This window comes from Cupriavidus necator (assembly GCF_040578825.1).
GTDB classification, from domain to species: Bacteria; Pseudomonadota; Gammaproteobacteria; order Burkholderiales; family Burkholderiaceae; genus Cupriavidus; species Cupriavidus necator_E.
In genome coordinates this window covers 43566-60344 of the sequence record NZ_JBEFLI010000003.1, presented here as the reverse complement: position 1 = coordinate 60344, position 16779 = coordinate 43566, and the positions used below count along the sequence as shown (strand labels likewise).

Annotated in this window: 13 protein-coding genes and 4 pseudogenes; 15 read left to right on the top strand and 2 right to left on the bottom strand. The window is 60.7% G+C overall.

Features of this window, described 5'->3' with window-relative positions; all coding sequences use genetic code 11:
* The first annotated feature begins 141 nt into the window (after positions 1 to 141).
* From AB1I47_RS02820 to AB1I47_RS02750, 15 genes and pseudogenes are all read left to right on the top strand, one after another.
* Entirely contained in the window at positions 142 to 1029 is an 888-nt protein-coding gene (locus AB1I47_RS02820) for a LysR family transcriptional regulator (RefSeq protein ID WP_354682257.1), read from the top strand.
* A 230-nt stretch (positions 1030 to 1259) separates the two neighbouring features.
* Positions 1260 to 2570: an aspartate aminotransferase family protein gene (locus AB1I47_RS02815; protein WP_354682256.1), complete on the top strand. Its 1311-nt coding sequence runs from the start codon at positions 1260 to 1262 to the stop codon at positions 2568 to 2570.
* A complete protein-coding gene (locus AB1I47_RS02810; RefSeq protein WP_354682255.1) occupies positions 2560 to 3063 on the top strand; it encodes a GNAT family N-acetyltransferase in 504 nt (167 codons plus the stop codon). Before AB1I47_RS02815 ends, AB1I47_RS02810 begins: the two co-directional genes overlap by 11 nt.
* A gap of 6 nt (positions 3064 to 3069) precedes the next feature.
* A complete protein-coding gene (locus AB1I47_RS02805) occupies positions 3070 to 3558 on the top strand; it encodes an adenylyltransferase/cytidyltransferase family protein (RefSeq protein WP_354682254.1) in 489 nt (162 codons plus the stop codon).
* 13 nt (positions 3559 to 3571) lie between these two features.
* Entirely contained in the window at positions 3572 to 4246 is a 675-nt protein-coding gene (locus tag AB1I47_RS02800; RefSeq protein WP_354682253.1) for an HAD family hydrolase, read from the top strand.
* Positions 4243 to 5280, top strand: coding sequence for an NAD-dependent epimerase/dehydratase family protein (locus AB1I47_RS02795; protein WP_354682252.1), 1038 nt, complete (start codon positions 4243 to 4245; stop codon positions 5278 to 5280). The genes AB1I47_RS02800 and AB1I47_RS02795 overlap by 4 nt, the downstream gene beginning before the upstream one ends.
* Positions 5281 to 5282: 2 nt before the next feature.
* Positions 5283 to 7538, top strand: coding sequence for a glycosyl hydrolase family 65 domain-containing protein (locus AB1I47_RS02790; protein ID WP_354682251.1), 2256 nt, complete (start codon positions 5283 to 5285; stop codon positions 7536 to 7538).
* A complete protein-coding gene (locus AB1I47_RS02785; RefSeq protein ID WP_354682250.1) occupies positions 7535 to 8761 on the top strand; it encodes an MFS transporter in 1227 nt (408 codons plus the stop codon). Before AB1I47_RS02790 ends, AB1I47_RS02785 begins: the two co-directional genes overlap by 4 nt.
* Positions 8758 to 9861 carry a DegT/DnrJ/EryC1/StrS family aminotransferase gene (locus tag AB1I47_RS02780; RefSeq protein WP_354682249.1) on the top strand — a complete coding sequence of 368 codons (1104 nt, stop codon included), beginning with the start codon at positions 8758 to 8760 and terminating at the stop codon, positions 9859 to 9861. Before AB1I47_RS02785 ends, AB1I47_RS02780 begins: the two co-directional genes overlap by 4 nt.
* Before the next feature lie 99 nt (positions 9862 to 9960).
* Positions 9961 to 10818, top strand: a pseudogene (locus tag AB1I47_RS02775) (LysR family transcriptional regulator); the annotation flags it as partial.
* Positions 10806 to 12245: pseudogene (gene traG, locus AB1I47_RS02770) on the top strand (IncP-type conjugal transfer protein TraG); the annotation flags it as partial. The pseudogenes AB1I47_RS02775 and traG, both read left to right, overlap by 13 nt.
* A pseudogene (locus tag AB1I47_RS02765) lies at positions 12244 to 13223 on the top strand (ATPase, T2SS/T4P/T4SS family); the annotation flags it as partial. The pseudogenes traG and AB1I47_RS02765, both read left to right, overlap by 2 nt.
* Positions 13220 to 13603: a TrbC/VirB2 family type IV secretion system protein gene (locus AB1I47_RS02760; protein ID WP_354682248.1), complete on the top strand. Its 384-nt coding sequence runs from the start codon at positions 13220 to 13222 to the stop codon at positions 13601 to 13603. The pseudogene AB1I47_RS02765 and the gene AB1I47_RS02760, both read left to right, overlap by 4 nt.
* Positions 13600 to 13869, top strand: coding sequence for a VirB3 family type IV secretion system protein (locus AB1I47_RS02755; RefSeq protein ID WP_354682247.1), 270 nt, complete (start codon positions 13600 to 13602; stop codon positions 13867 to 13869). The genes AB1I47_RS02760 and AB1I47_RS02755 overlap by 4 nt, the downstream gene beginning before the upstream one ends.
* Before the next feature lie 13 nt (positions 13870 to 13882).
* A pseudogene (locus AB1I47_RS02750) lies at positions 13883 to 15549 on the top strand (VirB4 family type IV secretion/conjugal transfer ATPase); the annotation flags it as partial.
* 91 nt (positions 15550 to 15640) lie between these two features.
* Here the strand turns inward: AB1I47_RS02750 and AB1I47_RS02745 are convergent.
* Positions 15641 to 16084 carry a GNAT family N-acetyltransferase gene (locus AB1I47_RS02745; RefSeq protein WP_354682246.1) on the bottom strand — a complete coding sequence of 148 codons (444 nt, stop codon included), beginning with the start codon at positions 16082 to 16084 and terminating at the stop codon, positions 15641 to 15643.
* 197 nt (positions 16085 to 16281) lie between these two features.
* The gene (locus AB1I47_RS02740; protein ID WP_354682245.1) at positions 16282 to 16653 is read right to left on the bottom strand and encodes a PHA-granule associated protein 4; all 372 of its coding nucleotides are present in this window, start codon (positions 16651 to 16653) and stop codon (positions 16282 to 16284) included.
* Positions 16654 to 16779 lie beyond the last annotated feature (126 nt).

Sequence of the window (16779 nt, the reverse complement as noted above, 5' to 3'; positions counted from 1 at the left end):
GTGCGCCGCACGCGCGCCCCTCCTGCTCCATCCAATCGAGCTTCGTCTTGCGCCGTTAACACAGCAAGCTGTGCGAAGCAGCTTCATTCGCCCTGACGTCAGTTCGGAATGCTGTCTAGAGGCGTGATTCGAGGCGCGATTATGGATCTCGATCGACTGGGAAAGTTCATCGCGGTAGCGGAGGCCGGCACCATTGGGGGCGCTGCGAACGTCTTGCATATCTCGCAGCCGGCCCTGTCACGCCAGATGCGATTGCTGGAAGAGGAAGTCGGGCTGACGTTGTTTGAAAGGCTGCCACGAGGAATACGCCTTACTGCCGGCGGACAGGAGTTCTTGACCGGTGCCCGCAGACTGCTCAAGGAAAGTGCGCAGATAGTCGCCAATGCTGTGCAGGCGAGCCAGGGGGAGTTGGGTTGCCTCGCTGTCGGAGCTTCGGAGTGCTACACCTTTCACCCCGACGTACTGTCAAGCATCCGCAACTACGTCTCGCAGTATCCGGGCATTCGCTTCAGGCTCGTCTCTCTTCTGTCGGGAGAAATCATGCGCCTGGTGGATTCGGGCGAGCTCGATGGCGGCTTCATTCTCAGTCCGCGGTTGTTGACGTCGACGCTCGATTCGCAGTCTGTCTTGAAAGCCACGATGTCGCTTGCCGTGAGTTCCATGTCGCCCCTCGGGCGGCAGAATCACTGCGATTTGTCGGCTATCGACGGCACCGATCTGGTACTCGTGTCCAGAGAACAGTCGCCGTGGTTTTACGATTTCCAGATTCGCCTTCTGAGCGATCGCGGTGTGGCTCCACGTGTGGCCATGGAAGCGAGTAGTCACTCGGCCGTTATGGCGTACGTTGCCGCTGGAGTTGGCTGTGCCCTCGTGCCTTCGACAGCGCATTTTTCCGTCCCGGCTGACGTGACACTTCTTGAAATCGACGATTTCAATATGGAATTCAATGTGGATTTCATATGGCGATCGCGAGAAAATTCGTTGCCGCTTTCCCAATATATTTCTCTGTTGCAGAAATCCGGATATTAACCGGATTGAGCGCACAGCGTTCGCAATGAATTTTGTGACGTAGTTTTCTATGGGGTATCCAATCTTGTTATGAGAAGGCAAGAAAAGTTGTATTTGTACGATGGTGTGCGGGGAAATAGAATTCTCTTCGTATTTCCGTGTGCTGGTGCCGCTGGCATGATCGCTTGATTGAGTCAGCGCGGCTTTTCTCTGTGTCCAATCGAGCTATTGTGAAATTGGAGAGCCTGATCATGCAAATGCAGGAAACGCGGGTGGGCAATGTTCTGGCGGGATGGAACCATTTGGCTGCCATTGGACCCGTTCAGATTCGCAATGCCTCGGGCGCAAGAATCCAGGTGCACTCTGGGAAATGGCATGATGACTATATCATGGGCTGGGGTTCATGCTTTCTGGGGCATGACAGTACCGTTATTCGCGAAGCCATTATCCGCGCTCTATCGCATGGTTTTTTACAGCAGTATGAAACCGATGAGCATCAGGAGTTGAGTGAGCGTTTCTGCGACATGGTTCCGTGTGCGGAGAAGCTGCGTTTGGTTAATTCCGGATTGGAAGCGACCATGTATGCGACCAGAATTGCTCGCGCAGCTACCGGGAGGAAAGTGATTTTCAAATTCGAAGGTCATTTTCACGGATTAAATGACTCCCTTTATTGGAATGTAGATTCATCTCCTCGGTGTGGTGAAATTCGCGAAAGTGGGACTCTAGAACCTGTGGCCGGCAGTGCCGGAATTCCTCCAATATTCGGCCAATTGACCGTACCGCTTCCGTGGAATGACCTTGATGCGGTTCGGCGCGCTTTTGAAATGTACGCTGATGACGTGGCGGGGATCATTTTGGAACCTGTGGCTTTGAATATCGGCTGCATCAAACCGGATGAGGGGTTTCTGCAGGCTCTGCGTGAGCTTGCATCGCGCCACGGTGCGCTGTTGATCTTCGACGAAGTGCTGACAGGATTTCGGGCCAACATGGGCGGTGCGCAGAAAGACTACGGAGTCGTGCCTGACATTGCCACCTACGGTAAGGCGTTCGGCTGCGGAATACCCATCGCCGGGATCGCCGGTAAAGCCGATTACATGGATATCATTGCGCCGCGTGGGCCTGTCCAAATCAGCGGCACCAATACAGGTCGGTACCTTTCTGTTTCCGTTGCCCTTGCGGTTCTTGATTACTTGAAAGACGGTGCTATCCATCGGCATGTCGCCATGCTGGAGGATCAATTGAAACGGGGCTTGCGAGAAGTATTCGACCAACACCGAATTCCCTGTCATGTGGACGGCTACGGTGGCCGGGTTGGCGTGCATATTGGAATGGCCAAGTGTCCGCGAACGATGAAGGACATACATCAAGCCTACCCCGTTAAGTTTGCCCGAAAATTATTTCAACTGCTATCGACCGAGTATGAAATGTACGGCTTCTTGTTGCCCCTGGATTATTGTCCGGAACCGGTCACCTTGTCCGCAGCTCATACGCCGGCGATGATTGTCGATGCCTGTGATCGTTTGAGTTCCGCTTTGAGGAGGCTTGAATATCATGGTAATTGAAAAAGACGATCAGGTCATTATTCGGAAGCTGGCAGCTTCGGATATGAATGCGATCCTCGAATTGGTATCGCAAATTAAGTCTGAAGATAATTTGGTTGAATCTGCACGTGCGCAATTTACGCTTGAACTGGATCAACCCAAGGAGGAAGTGGTCCGTTTCGTTGCCACTGTCCACGATTCAGTTGTCGGGTCAATGGGTTGTGGAATTGGGCCCTTGCCGTCAAGGCATGTTTTGTGGGCGGATTGGCTGATTGTCGACCGCAATTGTCGTCGCAACAGGATTGCTTCGTTGCTTTATGCCAAAATTGAGCAGCATGCACTGAGTCTAGGGAAAAGATGTCTATGTCTAGATATTGGGAATATTGATAGGGAACGCGCCGCGTACCTTTTCCACTTGCGAAATGGATTTCAAATCGTCGGGCAAATACCTGATTATTGGGGTGAACTTGAACATTTAAACATCATGGCAAAGCACCTTGATTCGCGGAGATGACTTTCTATGGCGATCCTGGATGGCATTACTGAATTGCAAGCCATTGCGCACGGATACCGGTCCGGCGGTCTCGTTATCGGGTTGTGTCACGGCTGCTTCGACATAGTCCATGTCGGGCACATCCATCATCTGCAACAGGCCAGCACCATTGTCGACCGTCTCTTCGTATCCATCACGGCGGACAAGTACGTCAATAAGGGGCCAGACCGGCCGGTATTTCCCGGTCGAAGCCGCGCAGAGTTCATTGCATCGCTTCGCTATTGCGATCATGTGATCGTGAACCACGCGGCCACTGCCGAGCCCATCATCTCTGCTCTGCAGCCCGACGCGTTCTTCAAGGGTGCCGACTACCGCTCCAGCTCGGATTCGAGGCTGCAAGCAGAACGAGAGCTTGTCGAGAGCAATGGTGGGCGTGTGATTCTCACCGATGACATGGTCCTCGATTCCACATCCCGGATCGTGCAGTTGATCACTGCCATGGCGGGGAACACGTGAGGGAGAACGCGACATGTCATCACTTCTTCTCCTCGATCTCGATGGGACGCTGATCGACACTCCCCACTATGAAGCTTGGCGCAGCGCCGGGGAAGCGATGGGGGCGCCGGGTCTTACCCGCGAAGAATATCTGACGGTCATTTCAGGCAGGCCTCGTCTCGAAGGCGCAGCCCGGCTTCTGGCGCTGAAGGGGAGTGCTGTGCCGGATGATCCGTGCGACCCGGCGCGCATTGCCAGGTTGGCGGAGATCAAGCAGAAAGAATTTCTCCGGCTTTCTTCACGTGCCGGATTCTTCGACGACGCGCTGCGACTGCTGCAACGCACGCTAGCGGCACAACAGTGTGTCAGGTTCTATACAGCCTCGCAAAATGCGCGCGGCCTGTTCGAGGCCGCGCTGCATCAGGCTGGCCTGCGGCTGAACCAGTTGGCTGCGGTGGTGCAACAGCAGAGCGGTCAGTCACGGGAAGCGATGTTCCAGCATCTGGCCGATGGGCACGATCCGGCTGCTGTGATGCTGGTCGACGATAGCCCGTACGCTGTCGACATGGCATGTCACCTCGGTATGCGTGCTTGTCAAATTCGGCGTGACGAGAGTCAAGCGCGCGCCACCGATTCCAGGGCCTGCGTTCTTTCGTCTCTCGATGAACTTGTGCTTCCCATTCGTACGACGGCGGAGGAATGGACATGACGGTGCAATCAGTTGTTCTCGTGACAGGCGGGGCGGGCTATATCGGGTCACGGTTGGTGCCCAAGCTGCTGGCAGCCGGTTACAGGGTCAGAGTTCTGGACGCACAGTTCTTTGGCAACGGACTCGACCGATTTCTTGGCCATCCATACCTGGAGTTGATCCGGGGAGACATTCGCGACAAGCCGGTCATTGACGAGGCACTGCAAGGTGCTGCAACGGTGGTGCATCTTGCCGCCGTGGCAAACGACCCTAGCTTCAATGCCGACCCGGGGTTGAGCCGATCCATCAACTTCGACTGTCTGCCTCACCTCATGGCAGGTGCCAAACGTGCGGGATGCCGGCGCTTCATCTACGCCTCGTCGGCGAGTGTTTATGGCATCAATGCGGCGCCGCTCGTCGACGAACACCAACCCTGTGTGCCCGTCACCGATTACAACCGGTACAAGGCGCAGGGAGAGCGACTCCTCTTCGAACTCACCGACGCGTCGTTCGAAACCATTGCGGTCCGAGCAGCGACGGTCTGTGGTTGGTCGGCCCGGCAGCGCCTGGACCTTACGGTGAATATCCTGACGGCCAGCGCACTGGCGCGTGGCGAAATCACGGTCTTTGGAGGGGATCAATATCGCCCCAATGTCCATATCAGCGACCTCGCCAGGCTCTACCTGGTACTCGTCCAGAGGGGCTCTCTCGGTTTGTTCAGTGGACAGCCGATCAATGCGGGCGAGGAGAATCACACCGTTGCCGACATCGCATTGCAGGTCAAGGATGTTGTGGACCGCTATTTCGGCATGAATGTGCCCGTCACAACGACAGAGTCCAATGATGCGCGCTCCTATCGGCTCGACTCGCGTCGGCTGCGGCAGGAATTCGGCTTCGAGTTGGTTTATGGAATTCGAGATGCCGTTCTTGAACTGTGCGAGCAGTGGCAGTCGGGGTGCTTCGCCGACAGCGCTGACGTCCTGACGGACATCCGCTATCACAATGTCCGCAATATGCAGTCCACCGACTGGTCCTTCGGTGCGTCCGGGGCGTGATCATGCTGATCATTTCCTACGGTGGGCAACGCGAGCACGTGATCGATATCGAACCGGCATCCTCTGCCTTCGCGTCGTGCTTGACCACGCTCGCAAATGGCCTGATTGGCATTCGCCCCTACGTGCCGCTGTCGTGCGATCGCACTCGGCGGCTGCAATTGCTTGCGGCGGGGGTGTATGCCCCCGGCGTTGGTGTCGCCCGCGAGATCGTTTCATTGCCGGCACCAGGCATCCTCCGGATCTATGACGTTGACACCGGTGAGCCCGCATTGCCTGTGGACTCCAGTTTGCCGACAGTCGTGTTGTCGATGGACGAGTCATCTGTGATCAGCACGGAGCGGCTGTGCATCCGGGGGGGGCAATATGAGCTGACCGTCCTGCAGTTCATCGATGTTCCGAACACAGCTGCTGTGTCGGTTGACGTGGAACTGCGACGAATCGATGGCGCGGGCGGGCCGCAGCGGGTCCGGATGGACTTCGGCATCGATGCTTGCGCAGTCAATGAGTACCTTGGAACGGCATCGTGGCTGACAGCACGGCACTATGAGATAGAGCAGTGCAACTGTGGTGAAGATTCCTTCAGCATGATCGTCGCCGTGGGGAAACGACGGCTGCGCTATGACGTTCATACCGAGCGATGGCCCGGCGCTGCCGGCGTGTCAGCCGTATGGGCGCTTTCGAAGGGTAGCAGTTGCGCGATGTCCGCCACTTTCGACTTCGCGGCGGCGGGGCAGCACCGGCTGTGCGCGCACTGGCGCGTATCTCCAGCCAGTGCACCGTCGTTGCCGCCCGCCGATTTCGCGAGTGCGCAGGCCGGGCATCGCCGCAGATGGTCCCGACTCTGGAAAGCGCACGGCGTTGCCATCCATGCTAGCGGTGATCCGGTCGAACTTGGCATCCGGTATGCCGTTTTCGAGCTCCTGCAGCAGGGCATCGATTCCCATGGCTGTGCATCGGGAGCGATTTCTCCCGCGCGGGGTCTGACCAGTACCTATCACTCCGGGGCCACCTTTTTCGACACCGAATTGCACAAGTGCGCCTTCTGGACCTGGAACGACCCGCGCGTGGCGCGTGCACTGCTCGATTTCCGCTATCACACCCTGGAGGCGGCGATCGAGTTCGCCCAGTCCACGGGTTTCTCTGGCGCACGCTTTCCAGAGGCATCGAACGATTGCGGGGCCGAGAACGGGCCGCACTATGTGCTGTCCTATCCGGACGCACAGCGGGTACGTGAATGGAGCGTTGATGAGGTGCTGCACATCTCGGCGGACGTGTGCTTTGCCTTGGCCAGATATTGGGAGGCAACGGGCGACGAGGAGTACATGAACACCAGCGGATGCAGGATCGTTGTCGAGTGTGCGCGATTCGCCGCATCGGCGTTCGAGTGGTCCGATGTGAAGCAGGCCTATGTCATCGAATCCGTGATGGGCCCGGACGAGTATCACTATCACGTCAACAACAGCTTTTTCACGAACTACCTCCTCCGGTGGTGCATCCGATTTGCGATTTCATTGGTGGACCGTGAGTCCTTTCCGCCCATTTCTCCGGACGAAGTCAGGCAGTGGCACAGGATCAGTGAAAACGTTCACCTTCCCTGGATGACAGTGGATGGCATCTCGATTCCGGAAGAGTTCGATGGGTACGCCGCCTTGCGGGAAGCCGAGCTTCGCATCGACAAGAGGCGCGGGCCACGGTTTGCCGATGAAGGGGAAAGGGACTCGGCGCGCAGACTTCAGAATTTCGCCACGTGCGTCATCAAGCAGGCCGACATCATTCTGCTCATGGCCATGTTTCCCGACGATTTTTCTGACGAGGTGAAGCGGACCGCATACTGCTTCTACGAGCCGCGTACAGTTCACGACTCATCCCTCAGCTATGGCCCTCACGCGGTGGTCGCCGCGGACATCGGGGACACGGCAGCGTGTGCCGATTACATCGCACGGGCCAGTCGCTACAACCTCGATTTCACGCCGGTATCGGATTACTGCAACGGGTTGCATCTTTCCGCCTATGCAGGCGCATGGCAAGGTCTGGTCGAGGGCTTGGCGGGACTTCGTGTTACTGACAATCGGCTTAGCTTCAAACCGCAATTGCCGCCGCATTGGGACTCCTACCAGTTCCCCATATGCTTCCGAGGAAAGCGACTCAAGGTCAATGTGCTTGCGGAGGGGGGCGTCGAGATCATTTGTGGGGAGCACGTGCTGCACACAGAGCGAGGGGCGGACGGTCGAATTCATTTTTTTGGAGGGGACCGATGACGTTCACCGCCCGCGCATTGCCGTATCGTGACGCCCTGAGCATCGCGCCGTTCCGCAGGCTGCTGCTTGGCCAAGGTCTTTCCATGGTCGGCGATGCCGTTTGTCTGGCGGCCCTTCCCATCGCCTTGATCCGTGCCGATTTTGGCGCGGGCGTCTTCGGCTTCGTCATGGCCGCAGTAGGCATTGGCACCGTCGTCGGCGCCTTGGTCGGAGGGATGCTGGCGGATCGCAAATCACCCAAGCGCGTCCTCGTCTTCACCGACGTTTTGAGAGGGGCGTTGCAAGTCATTGCCACCGCGCTCATCGTGGCCGGCGCTTCATGGTGGAGTCTGCTTCCTGTCTATCTGTTGTTCGGTGTCGGCATTGGCATCTCCCGCCCGTGTGCCCAGGTTCTGCTCGTGAACCTGCTGCCCAAGCAGGCGTTGGTGGCGGGGAATGGTGCGATGAACTTCGTGGACAACCTGGTGGCCGTAATCTTTCCGGCCACGCTGGGCGTCGTCATCATCCTGTGGGACCCGGTTTGGGGCATTCTGTTCGACGGTGTAACGTTCTTCTGCGCCGCATTTTTTACCATGTTGCTGCCCGACAAGGGCGCTTATGAATCGCAGGAGAAGTTCGCCCTCCGCGAGGCGCTCAATGGAATCAGTGTGATCCGCGGCAACTTCATCTTGACGCTGGGCTTCGCCGCAACCTTGATCGTCAGTGTGCTCGGCTTCCCGGTCTTTCTCGTGGTGGCCCCGTATGCCATCAGTGATCGCTTCAGTGACACGATGTGGGGGATGTGTCTGGCCGCTTCAGGATTGGGCGCATGCTTCGGATCGATTGTCACGGTTCTGGCGGCCGCTCATCAGCGACTGATCGCACTGGCTGTGAGCTGCGCCTTGTTCCTCGCTGTCGCCATGGCTTTACTCGGCATGGGCCACTCCACCGGGCTGGTCATTCTGGGCGCGGCGTTCGTCGGGGTCGTTGAAGCATCCTGGCTCACCGGATGGGCAACGGCCATGCAGATGCATTCCCCGGAAAAGGAGCTCGGCAAAGTGGTGGCGGTCGATACCTTGGTCACCAGCGGCACGCACCCGCTTGTCTATGTCGGCAGCAGTCTCCTCGGCGGCATGGCGGGCTATTCCCAAACGCTGCTGGTCGTCGCCATCGTCAGTGCAGTCGGCGCGCTCGGCATTGCGCTGGTGTCCTTCAGGCCGCTCTCTCGAGATCAAGCAAGATGATCAAGTGCAACGATGTTCAGGAACAGGCGCGCGATCTTGCCGAGCCCATCATCGCCCGCTGGCGGGATGTTCTGGCCTGTGGTGAGTTCATCCTTGGCGACGAGGTTTCGCGATTCGAAGCCTGGTTTTCCGAGCGTTGTCATGGCGCCTTCGCTGTGTCGATGAATTCCGGCACCGACGCTCTTCTGTTGGGGCTGCGCGCGCTGGGCGTGGGGCCGGGCGACGAAGTCATCACCTGTTCGAACACATTCGTCGCGACAGTCGGTGTCATTGTCGCAGCCGGTGCTCGCCCCATCCTCGCCGATGTCGGGGACGACGAACTGGTCAATGCCGGTACCATTGCACCGCTCCTGTCCTCTCGAACAAAGGCCGTGGTACCTGTCCACTTGCGTGGGCGGCCTGCAGGGATCGAGTCGATTGTTGCCTTGTGCCGACCCTGCGGGGTGGCTGTTCTGGAGGACTGCGCCCAGGCGATCGGTACGACCATAGATGGCCGGCAAGTCGGTATTCTTGGCGATGCTGCGGCCTTCTCGCTGCATCCGCTGAAAACATTGGGCGGTCTGGGGGATGGCGGTGTGCTCGTCACCACGAATCCGAAGATCGCCGAATATGCAGAGAGCGTGCGCAATCACGGATTGAAATCCCGTGGCGAGTCCGCCGTGTTCGGAATGAACTCACGTCTCGACGCTTTGCAGGCGGCCGCGCTGAACATCAAGGCGCAATACTTGGATCAATGGCTGGACCGCCGCAAGGCAATCGCGGCTTACTATGACGAAGCGCTGGCCGAAACGGCGACAGGAAGTGACCTGGGGGGATTCGGACAGGGAAATTCCTTCTATCACTATGTAGTCAGATCAGCGGACCGAGAGGGTCTGCAGCGCTATCTTGCGATGCGGGGCATTGAGACGGCGATCCACTACCCCATGCCCATTCACATGCAGGAAGCATGGCTTCGTAGCCAGCCCCGCATTGATCTTCCCAATACGGAGCGATTGGCGCGAGAGATACTCACGATCCCTTGCCACCATCACCTTTCGGATAGCGATGTCGAGCGGGTCGTCACAACGATCAAGGAATTCGAGTCACTCGGGCTGCGATAGCGTAGCGGCGCGCAAGTACACATGCTTGAAAGGCCGCGACGCTGATCATTCCAGCCTTCGGGGGCCGACGGAGGAAGGAGGCTGCCAGACAGAGCGACAATGGAACTGCGCCATCTTCGCTGTTTTCTTGCCGTTGCCGAGGAGCTTCATTTCGGGCGCGCCGCCGAGCGGCTGCACATGGAGCAGTCGCCGCTGTCGCGTGCTATCAAGGAGTTGGAGGAGGATCTCGGCGCACGGCTCTTCGTTCGCACCACGCGCAGTACCCAATTGACCCGGACCGGCGAGTTGTTTCTGGAGCGTGTGCCCCGCGTATTCACTGCACTGCAACAGGCCCGTGATAGCGTGAGAACAACCACCAATGGTTTTTGCTTGCAGCTGCGCGTGGCATTGTCCGACGGCATAACCCCCTCGCGCCTGCCCAGTCTCCTGGCGTTGTGTCGGCAGGAAGAGCCGGAAGTCGAGGTACGCCTTTTCGAGGTTTTGCTTTCGCAGCAACTCAAAGGTTTGCACGATGATCTGTACGACGTCGGATTCGCGCAGTCGGATGAAGTGGGCGACGATATCGTCGCCGAGCCGGTCTGGAGCGACCCGCTCATGGTCGCCGTGCCGGCGCGGCATCCTCTATTGGCCTACAAGAGAATCCCGCTGGATGAAGTGTTGCGCTATCCCTTGGTGCTGTGCGATCCGCAACAGTGCGAAGGCCGTGCGCGCCAGATCGAGCGGATACTGCGTTTGGGGGACAAGGAGCCACTGGTTGCCGAGCGGGTGGCTTCCTTCGATCTGATGATGGCGCTGGTGTCGGCCGGATTCGCGCTGGGACTGGCGGGTGCATCGCACATTGCCGCGAGCCGGGAGGCCGGTGTCGTGGCACGTCCGCTGGCCGACGGTTCGCCGATGCTGAACACCTATCTGCTGCGCCTGGTGGGTGATCCGCCGGACGTTCTGGCTCGCTTCATCAGATCACCGCCGGATGGCGTTCGCGCTTCTCGCATTGCCTGCTGTTCAACCCGACCGATCCGAAATCGGCCGCATATAACCCGCTTCTGGAGGTCCGACGCGGCGTGCATGAAGTGCGCGACGTTCAGAACATCGCGGACATCCTAGTCGATCCCGAAGGCGCATTGGAGAAGCGCAACCATTGGGAGAAGACCAGTCACGCACTGCTGGTCGGTGCCATCCTGCATGTGCTCTACGCGGGTGCGGACAAGACGCTGCGCGGCGTGGCCAACTTCCTCTCCGATCCGGCTTGCCCGTTTGAGGTGACGCTGCACTGGATGATGACGACACGCCATCTGGGGAACGCACCGCATCCTGTCGTCGCGTCCGCTGCGCGTGAAGTGCTCAACAAATCGGACAACGAACGGTCTGGCGTTCTGTCTACGGCCATGTCGTTCCTCGGTCTGTACCGCGACCCCACGGTGGCAGAAGTCACCTCGCGCTGTGACTGGCGCATCGCCGACCTGATCGCGTCCGAGCATCCCGTCTCGCTGTACCTGGTGGTGCCGCCATCGGACATCAGCCGCACCAAGCCGCTGGTTCGACTGATCCTCAATCAGATCGGTCGGCGGCTGACCGAATCGCTCGATGGCAGCGACGGCATCGCACGTCGTCACAAGCTGCTGCTTATGCTCGACGAGTTCCCGGCGCTGGAGAGGCTCGACTTCTTCGAGACGGCACTAGCCTTCATGGCCGGCTACGGCATCCGCAGCTTCCTCATCGCGCAGTCGCTCAACCCGATCGACAAAGCCTACGGCCAGAACCATTCGATCCTCGACAACTGCCATGTGCGCGTGACGTTCGCCATGAACGACGAGCGCACCGCCAAGCGCATCTCCGAAACACTCGGCACCGCAACCGAGTTGCGTGCGCAGCGCAACTACGCCGGCCATCGGCTCGCGCCGTGGCTTGGGCACTTGATGGTGTCGCGCCAGGAAACCGCGCGTCCGCTGCTGACGCCGGGCGAAATGATGCAGCTCCCTCCCGACGAAGCCGTGGTGATGGTGTCCAGCGTCGCGCTGATCAAGGCGAAGAAGCTGCGCTACTACTCCGATGCCAATTTCAAGCGGCGTGTGCTGTCGCCGCCCGCGCTCGTGGCAGGCTGCTGCGCCGATGCGCCGCCACTGCGCCCCGACGACTGGAGCGGCCTAGCGATTCCCGCTGTTCCGGCTTCGCCTGTCACTGACCTTATCGGCGATACCGTCGGGACCGCCGACGACGGCGGCCCGTGCCGGCAGCCAGAGCTAACCGAAGTCTTCGAATACAGCCTCGAACCGCAGACAGCCGACAACGACCTGGTGTTGCTCGATGACGACGACCCGCCGTTGCCGCTTCCCCGCCAGCTCGATCCGGCCATGCAACGCACGGCTCGGCTGGCATCCCTTTGATCGCCGGTCGTCAGGCCGCTCGCCGATGGGTGCTGAGCTGTCCGAGGAAGACGGCGAACGCATCATCCGCCTGGTCGCCGCGCACGTCGGCGCGGAAGTGCATCGCGGCCAGCCATTGTTGACCGCCGAGTTGCCGGAAACCGGCGAACGCTTCGAGGGCATCCTGCCGCCGGCAGCACCAGGTCCGGCTTTCGCGCTGCGCAAGCGCGCAGTTGGGGTCATTCCGCTGGATCGCTAGTTGCGTACGGCGATGGGGCCGTTGATCGCTGCCGCGCTGGAAGATGCTGATGTGGTGGAAATCATGCTAAACCCCGACCGCACGCTATGGGTACGTCAGCGACGGAATGATGACCGTCGAGCAGGCCGAGTTCCGCAGCGCAGTACGCGAGCGACAGAACATTCTCATCGCCGGCGGCACCAGCACAGGCAAGACGACCTTGGCGAATGCCTTGCTCGCCGAGATCGCCGCCACAGGCGACCGCGTGCTGGTGCTCGAAGACACAGTAGAGCTGCAGTGCGCGGCGCGTGACCACGTCCCGCTGCGGACGCGCGCCGGCGTCGTGTCGATGGGCCAGCTGGTGCGCGCCACGATGCGCCTGCGTCCAGATCGCGTGATCGTCGGCGAAGTGCGCGGCGGCGAGGCGCTGGATCTCATCAAGGTATGGGGCAGCGGCCATCCGGGCGGCATCGCCACGATCCACGCCGGTTCCGCTCTCGGCGCGCTGCTGCGTCTGGAGCAGTTGATTCTCGAAGTCGCGGTGAACCCGCCGCGCGCCCTGATCGCCGAAGCGGTGAACGTCGTCGTGTTCATCGCCGGCCGCGGCCACAAGCGCTGCATCGAGAGCATCGCCCGCGTCGCCGGCCAAGACGGCGCGGGTTATCGCTTGGCGGACGTGCTGGAAACGCCGTTGCGGAGCTGCCGCGCTTCCTTCCGTCGCTTCTTCCCCGTCCCCTGACCACTCAGGAGAACTGCCATGACGCAGACGTTCGCCCATGCTTTGCGCGCTTCCGTAAATCCGGCCTCGGCCTTCGTGCGCCTGCGGCGCCTGGTCGCGCCCGCACACCACGGCTTGCTGCTGGCCGTCGTCGTGCTGATGACGGCCGGCACGGCAAAGGCCGCCGGTTCCTCGATGCCCTGGGAAGGTCCGCTGGAATCCATCCTCGAATCCATCCAGGCGCCAGTCGCGCGCATCGTCGCCCTCATCATCATCATCGCCACGGGCTTGGCGATGGCCTTCGGCGATACGTCGGGCGGCTTCCGCAAGCTGATCCAGATCGTGTTCGGCCTGTCCATCGCGTTCGCGGCATCGAGCTTCTTCCTATCGTTCTTCAGCTTCTCGGGCGGGGCCGTCGTATGAACACGGCCAGCGATCTTCCGGGCTTCGAGGTGCCGCTGCACCGCTCGCTGACCGAACCGATCCTAATGGGCGGTGCGCCGCGCACCGTGGCGATCGCCAACGGCACGCTGGCCGCTGCCGTGGGGCTGGGGTTGCAACTGTGGATTCCCGGCGTCGTGCTGTGGATCGTCGGCCATTCGCTCGCCGTGTGGGGTGCGCGGGTCGACGCACAGTTCATGCCGGTGTTCGCGCGCCATCTCAAACACAAGCCGCTGCTGGACGTGTGAGGAGGACGCCGCGATGCTCAACCTTGACGAATACCGCCAGCGTCCGGCCTTGCTTGCAGACTGGCTGCCGTGGGCCGGGCTGGTCGCGCCCGGTGTCGTGCTCAACAAGGATGGCAGTTTCCAGCGCACGGCGCGGTTCCGTGGCCCCGACCTGGACAGTGCGACGCAAGGCGAATTGATCGCCACGGCGGCGCGGCAGAACAACGCGCTGCGCCGCTGCGGTTCCGGCTGGGCCTTTTACATCGAAGCCGAGCGCCGGCCGGCGGCGGACTATCCGCACTCCGACTTTCCCGAACCGCTGTCATGGCTGGTCGATGAAGAACGCCGCGCGACCTTCGAGGAATCCGGCAGCCACTTCGAGAGCGTCTATCACCTGACGCTGCAATACCTGCCGCCGGAGGAATCGCGCGCCCGCGCCGCCGGCCTGCTATACGAGAGAACCGGCCGACCGAGGGCGTGGACTGGCGAGAACGTCTGACCGCGTTCATCGCGGAAACGGATCGCCTCTACGACCTGCTCAACGGCGTGATGCCGGAGATCGCATGGCTCGATGACGGCGAGACGCTGACCTACCTGCACGGCGCCATCTCGACGCGACGCTATCGCGTTGGCGTGCCCGAAGTGCCGTTCCATCTCGACGCGATGTTGGCGGACGCCCCGCTGATCGGCGGGCTGGCGCCGATGCTGGGCGACCAACACATGCGCATCGTGACCGTGCGCGGCTTTCCGACCTCGACTTGGCCGGGGATTTTGGACGACCTCAACCGGCTCGGCTTCGCGTACCGCTGGAGCACGCGCTTTATCTGCATGGACAAGCCCGAGGCCGAGAAGCAACTCGGCCGCCTGCGCCGCCAGTGGTTCGCCAAGCGCAAGAACGTCCTTGCGCTGCTGCGCGAAACCATCTTCCAGCAGGAAAGCCCGCTGGTCGATACCGACGCCAGAAACAAGGCCGCTGACGCGGACGCGGCCTTGCAGGAGCTGGGCAGCGATCAAGCCGCCTTCGGCTACCTGACGGCGACCGTCACCGTCATGGACGAGGACGCCGCCGTGGCCGACGAGAAGCTGCGCATGGTGGAGCGCGTCATCCAGGGGCGCGGGTTAGTGACGATCCCCGAAACGCTCAACGCCGTGGATGCGTGGCTGTCCTCGCTCCCTGGCAACGCCTACGCCAACGTGCGCCAGCCCATCGTCTCGACGCTGACTCTGGCGCACATGATGCCGGTGTGGGCGGTATGGGCCGGGCCGGAGAAGAACGACCACCTCGATGGGCCGCCGCTGATCGTCACGCGGACGGACGGCGCGACGCCGTTCCGACTGGTGACGCATATCAGCGACGTGGGGCACACGCTGGTGGCCGGGCCGACCGGCATGGGCAAGTCGGTGTTGCTCGCCACGCTAGCGATGCAGTTCCGCCGCTATCCCGGCTCGCGGATCTTCGCCTTCGACATGGGGCGCTCGATGCGCGCCACCATTCTCGGCCTCAGCGGGGAGCACTACGACCTCGGCGCCGATGGCGGCATCGCGTTCCAACCGCTCGCACGAATCGACCAGGAGGGCTATCGCACCTGGGCCGCCGAGTGGATCGAGGGACGGCTGCGCCATGAAGGTGTTGCCATCGGGCCTGACGAGAAGGTGGCGATCTGGTCGGCGCTCGGCAGCCTCGCCGGCGCTCCGATCGAAATCCAGGTCACCATTCAAAGGTATCGCTACCTGAAGGTCCTGGGACGTTCGCGCTGGTAACTGCAGGGGCGCAGCGTCGCCCATTCGCGCATTACAAGGCGATCTGCATCAGCGTACCGACATCGGCGTGGGCGCGATTGAGTTCCGGCGAGTGCAGCACGGCAGGCGGCAGGTCTGAATAGCTGATCTGAGCGAAGCCCAGGCGCGCGAAATAGCGGGACGCGGTCGTGGTCTGCAGCACAATGGACTCGACACCTTGCTGCCGGACATCAGCCACGATGGCGGAAAGTAGCAGTTCGCCCAGGCCGCCCGAGCGTGCGCGCGTGGCGACAGCCAGTCCACGCAGCAGGCCGGTCTTGCCATAGCGTTCTACCCCGGCGCATCCGAGTAGGCCGGCATTGTCGCGGGCCATGATGAACTGGGTAATCTGTTCGCGTACACCATCGACGCAAAGCGAGGAGGCACGCAGCAGTGCCTCAACCTCGGGCCAATCCTTCTCAGTCGCATAGCGGGGGCGCATGACGTCTTCCTTCATGCCAAGTTCGTCCCCTTATCCTACTGATGCGAGCATGTGTCTGCCCGTAGGGATTCTTCTTACGTAGGATTGCTACCTCCCCAGGGCGAGCGGCTGGCATGCCGGATGCATGGCCTTGCATTTGGGTGCTGATGCAGGCCCGGTGTGCTGAGTGGCGAAAGGTCGACCGCTGTATCGCCGGAGGGGACAGTGCGTGGCTATTCCCAGATCAGCGTGGCTTCTTCCAGCCTGTGACCAGGCAGGATGTAATCGCCATGCCCGATGGCGAGCGCCTCTAGTTCGCACAGGCAGTCCTCGGACAATGCCGTGATGTCGAACTGACAGTAGAGGTAGCGCTGTCGGAAGGTCTGTTTTTTTTCCCGCAGCCCGCGGGCCAGCGCATCCGCTGACACGACAGAGACATGCTCGACGGTTCGGAACTGCACGACGATGCCGCACCGTTGCCCGAGCCGTCCAAGCTCGAGCGCATCTTCCCACGCGGTTTCATAGTCCAGGTCGACAGTACTGTCTGCCCGCGAATTGATATGTTCAATCGCGCTGGCTCGGCTGCGTGCGACGTATACGCTCATAGGGGGGTCTCCCCGATGGGGTCATTGTGGACGAAATATATCGAGAAATCGGCGTCAGTGCAATCTAACGCAAGAATGGAATGCGCAGGTGGCGCGCCACACCTGGCGGGCGTTGATTCCACCCAT